At 44.5% G+C, this 11,019-nt stretch carries 8 protein-coding genes; 5 read left to right on the forward strand and 3 right to left on the reverse strand.

Features of this window, described 5'->3' with window-relative positions; genetic code table 11:
• Positions 1-133 precede the first annotated feature (133 nt).
• Together QUB20_RS20145 and QUB20_RS20150 are read left to right on the forward strand one after the other, a co-directional pair.
• Complete coding sequence (locus QUB20_RS20145) at positions 134-880, forward strand: peptidase (RefSeq protein WP_333247470.1); 747 nt, start codon at positions 134-136, stop codon at positions 878-880.
• A gap of 74 nt (positions 881-954) precedes the next feature.
• On the forward strand, positions 955-1,380 hold the full coding sequence (locus tag QUB20_RS20150) for an NUDIX domain-containing protein (protein WP_333247473.1): 426 nt from the start codon (positions 955-957) through the stop codon (positions 1,378-1,380).
• 376 nt (positions 1,381-1,756) lie between these two features.
• Here the strand turns inward: QUB20_RS20150 and QUB20_RS20155 are convergent, their stop codons facing one another.
• Positions 1,757-2,269: a rhodanese-like domain-containing protein gene (locus QUB20_RS20155; protein WP_333291608.1), complete on the reverse strand. Its 513-nt coding sequence runs from the start codon at positions 2,267-2,269 to the stop codon at positions 1,757-1,759.
• A gap of 422 nt (positions 2,270-2,691) precedes the next feature.
• On the opposite strand from QUB20_RS20155, the gene QUB20_RS20160 reads away from it, so the two are divergent.
• The 3 genes from QUB20_RS20160 to QUB20_RS20170 are packed head-to-tail and all read left to right on the forward strand — an operon-like array spanning position 2,692 to position 6,910.
• Complete coding sequence (locus tag QUB20_RS20160; protein ID WP_333247477.1) at positions 2,692-3,414, forward strand: hypothetical protein; 723 nt, start codon at positions 2,692-2,694, stop codon at positions 3,412-3,414.
• Positions 3,415-3,461: 47 nt separating this feature from the next.
• Positions 3,462-5,441 carry a P-loop NTPase fold protein gene (locus QUB20_RS20165; RefSeq protein WP_333247479.1) on the forward strand — a complete coding sequence of 660 codons (1,980 nt, stop codon included), beginning with the start codon at positions 3,462-3,464 and terminating at the stop codon, positions 5,439-5,441.
• A 2-nt stretch (positions 5,442-5,443) separates the two neighbouring features.
• Complete coding sequence (locus QUB20_RS20170) at positions 5,444-6,910, forward strand: DUF1802 family protein (protein WP_333247481.1); 1,467 nt, start codon at positions 5,444-5,446, stop codon at positions 6,908-6,910.
• Positions 6,911-6,970: 60 nt separating this feature from the next.
• Here the strand turns inward: QUB20_RS20170 and QUB20_RS20175 are convergent, their stop codons facing one another.
• Positions 6,971-7,687, reverse strand: coding sequence for a Uma2 family endonuclease (locus tag QUB20_RS20175; protein WP_333057618.1), 717 nt, complete (start codon positions 7,685-7,687; stop codon positions 6,971-6,973).
• A gap of 133 nt (positions 7,688-7,820) precedes the next feature.
• Complete coding sequence (locus QUB20_RS20180) at positions 7,821-10,832, reverse strand: EAL domain-containing protein (protein ID WP_333247483.1); 3,012 nt, start codon at positions 10,830-10,832, stop codon at positions 7,821-7,823.
• Between the last annotated feature and the right edge of the window lie 187 nt (positions 10,833-11,019).

Below are 11,019 nucleotides of genomic sequence, written 5' to 3' on the forward strand. Positions count from 1 at the left end.
GGGCGAGACGCCCGTGCCACATAAACATTAGTTCACGGGCGAGACGCCCGTGCCACATAAATAAATTATTGTGGGGAGTAGGGGTTGGGCTTCTAGCCCGCCCTAAAGATGAAATTTAAGTGCAGTCAGAAAAATGCGGTTGTGGAAACTTACGGTAAAACCTCGATTGCTGGCTGGTTTGGGATTGGCTGTATGTTGTTTTAGCCTGATAATTTTTACTCAGGTTAATACTCCGGCGGCGACTCTTTCTTCTCTCCCCAATAGTTTGCCGAATCCACAGGTTCATCCTTTGCCGCCAACGCTAGCAAATTGGCAAGATTCCACGGATAGCGGTGATTATTTTGACCAGGTTAAGCCACCGAATTTCGGTCATTTGTTGTGGTCGAAGTTTCCGATTCAGGTTTATGTTGAGCGTCCTGTTGATGCTAATAAGTCTGAAGAATGGGTGGCGGCTGTGTTGGATGTGGTGCGAGAATGGGGGGTTTATTTGCCTTTGGAAGTCGTGGATAGTTCGGAGGTGGCTGATATTAGGATTTTACGTCGGGCTCCGCCTTTGCGTCAAGGGGTTTTGCGATCGCGTTCTGGAGAGGCTACCTATGAATTGTACGCCCGTCGGGATGGGGATAAAACTGTGTTATCTCATCGGTTTTCGGTTTATCTGAATCCGACTCAAGTGGGTAAGTATATTCCGGCGACGGCGCGGCACGAGTTGGGTCACGCTTTGGGAATTTGGGGCCACAGTTTGATGGAAACTGATGTGCTTTATTTTTCTCAGGTGAGAAATCCTCCGCCTATTTCTGCGAGGGATGTTAATACTTTGAAGCGGGTTTATGAACAGCAAACTCGCTTGGGGTGGGAATTTCAGAGACTCGGCGATTGAAATCGCATCTACACAAATTAAGTTCGCTTACGCGGACTAAAAAAAACTAATAGTTAATAGGAAATATCAGGAAAATGAAAGATGAATGTTTTGGGATTGTGCCGATTTTTGGAAAGGAAGCTGATGCTTTGTTTTTGTTGATTCAACATCAAGCGGGACATTGGGCGTTTCCGAAAGGTCACGCGAATCCGGGGGAATCTCCTGCGGAAACGGCAAGGCGGGAATTTGAGGAGGAAACAGGTATATCGGATTTTGAAATGCTGGATGAGCCCAGTTTTACGGAACACTATTCTTTTGTTAAGGATGGGGAGCCGATTCAAAAGAGTGTGACTTATTTTTTAGGTTTTGTCAATTCGATGGAAGTTGTTTTGCAAGAGGAGGAGGTTCAAAATTCTGCTTGGCTTTCTTTTGAGGAGGCTGTTAAACGGATTACTTTTGATGCAAACCGCCTAATGTTTGGGGAAGTTAAGGCATATTTGGATGGCAGGAAGTTATACTAATTCTCGCCTCGTCTTTCAACAATAATGAGTGTGGGTTTGTTTGCTGAAATATTGTGTCAGGTGCGTCCCTCAAAGATTGTGGATATTATTTAAGATTTTTGAGGGCGACGCACCCTACATATACTGTTTGCTAAGAAAATTGAGGCAGGATTTAGTATAAGTTCATATCTATAAACCTCTTGCAAAAATAATTGGGACGGGCAAGATGCCCATCCCACAAGAGTTATTTTTTCTTGTGGGATGGGCATCTTGCCCGTCCCATTAATTGAGGGAGGAAAAGGATTTTTGCAAGAGGTCTAATAAACCCGGTAACTTTTGCGATACCGGGTTTATTAAGTGTCAGATTCTGTGGGCTAATTCTGCCGGCAATCTGAGGTTATTTGTTGACTTTCTGCGCTTCGGCGTGGTGTTGCAAGCGAGAGAAAACGTTGTAGGCGTCGGGGCCGGGAGTATCGTGTTCGGTAGCGCCGTCGATGGGGCCGTCAATGGCTTTCCAAGCAGGAATTCCGCCTTTTAGTTCGGCTACTTTTTGAAAGCCTGCTGCGCGGAGAAGATTGGCAGCTTCGGCGGTTTGTTGGTCGTTTTCGCCGTAGATGTAGATGTCGCGGATGGGTTCTAAACTCGATTGTGCTCGCTCTACTAATTCGTCTATTGGCATCGGTACGGCGCCGGTAATGTGGCTTTTAGTGAAGGTTTCAAAGTCACGGGCGTCGATGATTGTGAGTCCGGGTTCGCCCCAATCTAAACGGGCTTTGAGGTCGTGGCTAGATGCTTGAGCTTTTAAACCAGGAGGGGTGGGAGTAAAGTCGGGAAGTTTTTCTTTGATGTTGGAAATTTGGTCGGGAATAGTTTTCATGGGTAAAATCTTGTTCAATGTTTTGATTGCCATTGCAATGTAACAAGATGTTTAGGTTGCATTCGTCTTTCTAAAGACTGAATCGGGCATTGAACTAAAGTCGCAGTTAGGCTGATTTCCGGGTTATTAGCTGCGGTTGGGATCGCTACATTTGTTGAGGTTGCTAGAGCCTAGCGAGCTGTGCTTAAAAATGTTTCGATCGCATTTGGTGCAGAGAATTAGAATTGCGATAATGTATCAAACATTTTATTTTATCAATTCACAAGTTTTTAGTCAATCCTCATCTTTTTGGTAATCGAATTTTACTGTGGTGATGAGTGACAAAATTATTTAACAATGAAATAAGCATAAGTTATTCGCAGGTTCGCCCGCGTGCTTGCGGAAAAGTTTAAATGTTTGCCAGCAAGGTTTCTGGTAAAATTTAAAAGTAAAAACAAGTATTTAAAGGTATGGATATGTCTGAGAAAAGTGAAGTTGCGGTGCCTATAACTTTGACACCGGAAGAGCAAGCGGTGTGGGATGCGAAGGCGAAAGTTCGGGTACTACTGAATTTGTGGGATTTGAGCGGCGGGAAGATGAAGGTGAAAAAGGGGGAGTTGACTAAGCGGATTGTGCGGACTAATGAGACGAGTCAGAGATATGTGGAAGTGCTGGGCGAGTTGCAGGCGACTGGGGCGATCGAGTATTCGCTGGTAAATCGGGTGACGCTGGTGGAATTGACGGCGAAGGGGAAAGAAGTTTTAGCGCAGGGGCTGAAAAGTCGGGATTCTTTGTTTGAGTTTGATGGTTCTCAAATTGGTACTCGGCTGGGAAATTCTTTGTTGAAGTGGATTCGGCATCAGGATGGTGCGGCAAGTGTTCGGGTTGAGGCGGGGAAGGGGGATGTAGGGACGATCGCATCATATAACGATTTTAAGGCTGTGGCGCTCGATGTGTATGACAGCTTGAACCGGGATTATAACTTAGACGATTTAGTGCCGATTTATCGGATGCGTCGGGCGATCGGGGAAAGGGTAGGGCGATCGGAGTTCAATGAATGGCTGTTGGAAATGCAGGCTACTGATATTTTTCAGCTAATGGCAGGGGAAACCCCAGACATCACCCCAGATAAACGTGAAGACTCAATCATCATTCCTGGTGGTACATTGCGTTACTACGCCAAGCGCTTAAATCCATAAAATTGTTCTCAATCTTTTTGTAGTTCGTTACCTCACACCCGATAACCATGAACAATATACCAGTTTCCCCGATAGAAGCCCTGAATGCTGCAATTCAAAATCACAATCCATTTAGCAAAGCTGGCATTGTCAAAGAGCAAGATATTTGGGGGAAAGGGTTCCCCGATCTTCCTACTCTAAATGCTCATGCTTCCGATGCAATTTTTCAGGCAGTTAAAAAAGTAAAGACAAGTCAATCTAGTCAAGAAAAGGTGACTTCACTGGTATTAACTGCTTCAATGGGAGTGGGAAAAAGCCACATTTTGAATCGTACTCGCCACAGGCTAGAAAGCAATGGTAATGCTTTATTCGTTTATGCGAGTGTTAACAATTACACCGACTTGAACTTTATCAAATACCAATTTCAGCAAACTTTAGTTAACAGTTTAAGTCGAATAAGTAGCCAAGGTGTCATGCAATGCCAGGAAATAGCAGCAGCAATGGCTAACGAATGTTTCAAAGCTATTAATCCTGCTACACCAAATCTTTCTCCTCAAAAACTACTCGATCAATTTGATCAAGTATGTGCTAGTTGGGCTACTAAAAATAAAAATTACATGAAAGCCCTAACTAAGCAATTTCTTAAGACAAGATCAAATGTAGACCCTTATATTGTTCGAGCGGTTTTGTGGACATTATCAGACACTGAAACACCTTTTGCTATCAAATGGTTGTCTGGTGAAGAGTTAGATAAATCTAAAGCTGAGGAACTAGGATTGCCGACTAATTCCGGCAAGACTAATCAGGAGAGAGAAGTAGAATCTCTTAACAATGTCCAGAAAATTTTAAATTTGGTGAGTTACTACCGTCCTATCATCATTTGTTTTGATGAAATAGATGTAAAGACAAGTTGTAGAGATGATGGCTTGACAACACCGCAGGTGATTGCCGATCTTGTTAAGCGTTTGTACGATACTCTCGAACAATCAGAACTCAGTCAAGGTTTAGTTATTATCACAGTAATGGCGCCCGATACTTGGCAACAAACAGTTAATATGATGCCTGGTAGTATAGCCGATCGAGTTTCAACATACACGCAGCGAAAACCAATCGATTTAAACTACTTGAATGGCGATTATTTAGTTGATTTAGTCAAACTATGGTTGCAAGATTTTTATCAAGTCAGGAATTTAAACCCTCCTCATCCGGTCTACCCATTTGAGGAAAGTCAACTGAGAGAATATGGCAGAGGTAAGCCAACTGTACGCGAAGCTTTGATATGGTGTGCCGAGAATTTTAAAGTTTTTATGCCTCCAACGCCTGAACTTCCAGAAGATCCTGCTGAACGGTTTGAGCTTGCTTTTACCAAGGAACTTGAGGAAGACATCCGAGAGGATATGAAGGATAGTTTCACAATTGCTAATGCTATTTGCTTTGGCTTTTTAACTCTGATAGGTGAGACTGTAGATAATGTAAAAATAAATAACATTATGACAGAGGTTAAGCCAAAATTACAAAATGCGAATTGGATTGATTTCAAGATAATTGGTGTAGAAAATGGAAAAAAAATCAAGATTGGTGTTGCAGTCATTCAAACTTCTCAAGCTGACTTAGTTGCTGGATTAAAACGCTTAATTGATTATCAAAAATTTGATTTGACTCGCGGTTGTTTAGTCCGTTCCCAATCAAAAATAGAGAAAATGAGCAAAAACTCTCCAGCATACAAGCTACTAGAACAACTCGTATCAGTAGAAAAAGGCGGTGAGTTGGTGTACTTGATTGAAGAGCAAATAAAACCGTTATTTGCTCTCCGTGCTGTTTATGAAAAATGCACAGAGTATAATTTAACCCAAGACGAGGTTTTTGATTTGATATCTCAGAAAAAGCTCACTTTTGACAATCTTTTACTGCGAGAAATTTTGAGCGATCCGTCGAATCAAATGCCTGTGGTTGATGAGGAAGATGAACTCCAACTTTTAGATGATATTTTCAACCCTACCAGCAGTGATGATACAGATGATGGCGATCTAAGCGACCAATTTAGTTAAGTATGAACCAATCAATTTTGCTTCAAACAGCACTGGCTTTACCAGTTCCAGATATTGAAGCTTTAATCCAAGGACGAATGATTGCAGCTATGCCTCGGATGTTTCTGAATCCGGGGCGGACATTTGCTTTGTATCCAGCCGATAATTCTAATATGCCCTTGATGAAACCTAAGCAAATGAGCTTGTTTCCAGAGTCAGGGCAATTAGAACTCCCACTGGTAGTTTCAGATAAAGTTTCGATCAAAGCTTGGGCTAAGTGCGAATTGTGCCAAATGGTGAATGAGGCGGAATCATTAGAAGCTTTGTCGCGATTAACCATCTGGAAAACAGAGGCATTACAGCAAATTCTCCAGCAGCGTCCTTTTATTTTTGTAGCTTACCTGCGGGTTTATTTGCTACCTCAGCCGCTAGAAATGCCAGTGCATCCCAGCGGCAATTTTGTACCTTTGCCAAAGTCTCTAAATGTTACTGATTCAACGCCTGTGTTGAGCGAGTCTATCTTTGCTAAACGCCGTCAAAAGCTGGAAAAACTAGAGCCTCCTGAACATCCAGAATTGGAAGAGTTGCAAAGTGTATTAGTGCATTTATCCACCACCAACCCAAAAGCCAAACAACTAGAGGCAGAAATCAAAATGTTTCTAGGTTGGTCGGAAAAATTACCCACAACACAACCAGACCCGGATTTAGCATGGATAAGTGCGATCGCACAAATTGGCAACTCTAGCGATGGTAATACATTTGAAAAGTTAGTCCGCAAAAGTTTTATCAAGCTAGGATTTGCCAATTCTAACACCAATCCGAAAGCTAGTCTCAATCCAGAATCAACAGGCGGCGCTGGTGGTTTAGACTTTTATTGCGAGACTCCATATCCAGTAGCGGGAGAGTGCAAAGCTAGCAAACATGAAAGTGTACCTAATAGTGTCACCGCTCAATTGGTTCATTTAGGCTTGACTCATTTGGGTCAAGATAGGTTCGATCGATCCGTTAAAATTATTTTGGCGGCTGGGCCTTTAACTAATCCAGCTAATCAAGCAGCTATTGGTAGTAAAATGAATGTAATTCGCCCGGAAACATTGCAAAGATTAGTTGAATTGAAAGCTAAGCAACCAGGTTCGATCGATTTATTACAGTTAAAACCTTGTTTGGAACAACAGCCGTTTGGTGAGGAAGCCGATGCTAAGGTTAATCGCTATATTGACGATGTGCGGGAAAAGCTTAAAGTGCGATCGCAAATAGTTCAGCTAGTCAAAGACTTTTTGGAAAAAACAACATCAACAAGTGTTGAATTTAATCAGCTTCACGGTGCTTATACGTTTTCTATGTCGCCCCAACCTTTAAAAGATAAAGAAATGCACGAAATTTTAATAGAACTTTCCTCACCTTTGACGGGTTACTTAGGGCGAATTAAAGGCCAAGATTTAGGGCGCGATCGCTTTTATTTCCTGCGCGACTTGCCGCTAGATGATTGAGATACGTCAAGGGCGATTCCCTTCGGGATAGCTTCGCTCGCGCGTACTTCATCCAATTTCCTACACAGCATCAGGATCTACGCCCAATTCCCGCAACCTCGCCGCCAACCTTTCAGCTTTCTGCAATTGAGCTTGTTCTGCCTTAATTAACCCTTCTACCAATGGGGGATATAATATTTCATTGACTGATAATCTCAGATTTGGAAATACTACAGATACCATGTCATCTCCCGGCAAATAATCTATCTGTGCATAACTTTCTTCACCTTCGGGAAATGCCGCAACTCGCACCCGCTGTCTATTTTCTGTTGGGTCAACAATCACATATTCCGGCACGTTAGCTAGTTCGTACTCTCCTCGTTTAACTACATAATCTGCTCGCCGATCTTGGCTCACTACTTCTACTACAAATAAAGGTGTTTCGCTCAAGTCTAAGATGCCAGAACCGGGTCTGGCAAGAACTTGTTGCCACAAACTTTCTGTGCAAACAACTACATCGGGAATGCGGGATGTAGCATCTTCTGTTCTGACTCCCACAGAAGTTTTTACGACTAAATCCAGATTATGTTCCGCTAGGTAACGCTGCAATTTATAAACCCAAAATTCGCAGATGCTTGTATGTAATGCGCTAGCCGTTGCCATCGGTATTAATTTGCCTTTGTACAATTCATATTGTACATCGTCATTGCTTTGATAAACTCTGTACTCTTCAAAAGTTAATGTCGGGGAAGTATCGATCTGTTTTTCTTCGACTGCTGGCACAACAGATTGAGACATATATTTTTACCTATCTCGATAGTTTTCTATTATACTCAATTTTGATTTTAACACTCAAGGCATTGAGTACGAAAAGATCGATCGCCCTTATTGACAATCAAGCAATTTGCTCCGGTTAAATATTTGGTTCAGTTCACCATTTCGGCGATCGCCTCAACAAGGCTGTAGCTGCCTCACTATCGAGAGGTTTAGAGAAAAAGTATCCCTGGCCGTACTCGCAGCCGATCGACCGCATTTGAGCCAATTGGACGGCGGTTTCGACACCTTCTGCGACTACCTCCATCCCCAAACTGCGGGCCAGCATGACGATCGCCCGCACGATTTCCAAATTTTCCCCCATTTCCCCGATGCGACTGACAAAAGAGCGATCGACCTTCAAAATATTAATCGGGAACTTGTGCAAATAACTCAGAGACGAATAACCAGTACCAAAATCATCAATGCACAAATCAATCCCCAAGTCTCTCAACTGCGAAAGCATCGCCGCCGCCGCTTCCCCATCTTCCATCACCACACTCTCAGTAATCTCCAACTTCAAACAGCGAGCATCAACACCCGTTTCCTGCAAAACTTGCTTAATTTGCTCGATGGATTCCGGTTCCGCAAACTGCCTCCCGGAAAGATTTACTGCTACAGTCAGCCGCGAATTTCCCACAGGTAAATTCAAACTCTGCCACTTAATAATTTGGCGACAGCTTTCGTTCAAAACCCACAAACCCAAAGGCATAATTAACCCAGTTTCCTCCGCCATCGCAATAAATTCCATCGGGGAAACTAAACCCCGTTCCGGGTGCAGCCAGCGCACCAGCGCCTCAAATCCGATAACTGAGCCAGTTTTCAAACTAACTATCGGCTGATAATAAACAGTAAAAGGACATTCCAATTTTAAAGTAGGCAATTGCGACTTCGGACGCTCCAATCTGCGATCAATTTCACTCATCGGCGAGTTTTCCGCCGCCGTCCCACAGGCAAAATCCACTATCGAATATTTCAAATTTAGTTCTTCAACCGACTCCCGTAAATCGTGTTCCAAGTGCATCAAAGCCACAGCCTGAGTGTGCATCGCACTGGTAAAAACTTCGTAGCGAGCTTTACCGAGAGCTTTCGCGCGGTACATCGCAATATCAGCATCGCGCAAAATATCTCCCGGCCACTGATATTTGTCGGTACTTAAGGCAATGCCGATGCTAGCAGTAATTAAAACTTTATTACCTTCCAAATAAAGCGGTCGTTCGATCGTTTTGAGAATTGCCTTTGCTTGGGCGATCGCCTCATCAACACCGTGAATTTCCTCCAGCAAAATCACAAACTCATCTCCCCCCAGACGAGCCACCGTATCCCCTGGCCGCAAACAAGTCAAGAGACGGCGAGCCACAGCCACCAACAGCCGATCGCCCGTGCGGTGTCCCTGACTGTCATTAATCACCTTAAACCTGTCCAAATCCAGAAACAGCACCGCAAACTGATAGGTTGGATGCCGTTGGGCGCGGGCAAAAGCTTGCCCCAACCTGTCAGTCAACAAAGCACGGTTGGGCAACTCCGTCAGCGCATCGTGCAAAGCATCGTGCAACAATTGTTCTTCAGCCACCTTGCGTTCAGTCACGTCGTGACAGTTGACCACAATTCCCCGCACCGAAGGTTCGTCGAGCAAATTCGTCGCCACCGCTTCCAACACGCACCAGGAACCATCCTTGTGTTTCACTCGGTATTCCGCCATGCCCAGGCTAACTTTCGGCATTTGCATGACACCTTTGAAAACTTGATCCACTATCAGCAATTCGTCAGGGTGAATCAAGTCAAATATAGATCGGCCAAGCACTTCTGCCGTCGGGTAGCCCAAAATCCGCTCTAGGGAAGGAGATACATAGCGGCAAAAGCCTTTATCGTCGAGAATCACAATAATGTCTCTAGCATTTTCAATCAACGATCGAAAGCGCTTCTCGCTTTGCCGCAGCTCTTGTTCCGTGCGCTTTCGATCGGTAATATCGGTATTCATGTAAATCAGACCGACAATTTTCCCTGTAGCGTCTTTAATAGCATCGGCCCGCAGCAACACTTGCAAAGTTTCACCGCTTTTAGTGCGGTTGGTAATTTCACCAAACCAAGAATAACCTTGGGCGATCGTGTCGAGTACCTCCCTGGCCACTGCGGGGTCAGTAAAAACTGCCGATATACCTCCGGCTAGTTTAAATTCCTCTGCCGTGTCCCATTCAAATAGCTGAGAAAACGCTTGATTTTGATAGATGTGAGTGCCGTTCGCATCGCTGATGCCGATCGCGTCACTCGAACTTTCCACCGCCTTGCGAGTCAGCACCAGAGCTTCTTCTGCCCGCTTGCGCTCGGTAATGTCAATCCCTACCAGACAAGCTGCTTTGCCCCGATCGTACTTTTGAGCCACAATCAAATAGTATCCCTCCGACTCTCCTCCGTCGGTTTGTACCTTAACGTTGAGTTCTTTAACCGCTTCCGTAGCGTCGTCGGCAAAAAACTCCACCACAAAAGAGTTAAAATCCGAGCTAGCGCCCAGAAAACCAATATCTTGACCGACAAAAGCCGACGGCGGCAAACCATGCAGTTTGGCTAAGTGCTGGTTAACCCCCAAATAGCGCAAATCCGAGCTAATCCAAGATACTGTGCCCGGAACTGCTTCCAAAATCGTTTGCAGTTGGTCGTTAGCTTGCTGCAATGCTTGCTGCACTTCACATATTGGTTCCGCCAAGTCAGATTGAACTCCTACAAAGTGAGTCAAATTAGCGTTGTCGTCTCGCACGGGAGATAGCGATAATTTGCTCCAAAAAGGAGTGCCGTCTTTGCGGTAATTTTTAATTGGTGTCTGGATTTCTCGACCTTGGCGCAAGGCCTCGCGGATTTTAGCTACAGTAGTTCGATCGGTATCCGGGCCTTGCAAAAATCGGCAATTACGCCCCAAGATTTCACTGGCGCAGTAACCCGTCATCCGTTCAAAGGCCGGATTGCAATAAATTATGGGACAATCTGGTGCATTGGCGTCAGCAATGACAATGCCACTGCTAGTAGCTGCCAAGGCTCGATCGCGCAGCCACAGTGCTTCTGATGCAGTATGGCGATCGCCGGCACTCCCCACTTCACCTAAATTAGAAATTGACTGGTTCTCCCGATCTCCCATCAGCCGAACTTTCAAGCAAACCTTTACAATTTCCGAGTTGTTTCTTACTTTAACGTTTTTCAGGACTCGCGCAACGTAAATTGTATCTTCGCATTTAAGTAAGGAATGAGAATTAAATAACTTCCACAAGTTTGTGGGATGGGCGTCCCGCCCCTCCAAAAAGGACGGGCGGGACGCCCATCCCACA

The organism is Microcoleus sp. B4-C2 (assembly GCF_036705265.1).
Taxonomy (GTDB): Bacteria; Cyanobacteriota; Cyanobacteriia; order Cyanobacteriales; family Microcoleaceae; genus Microcoleus.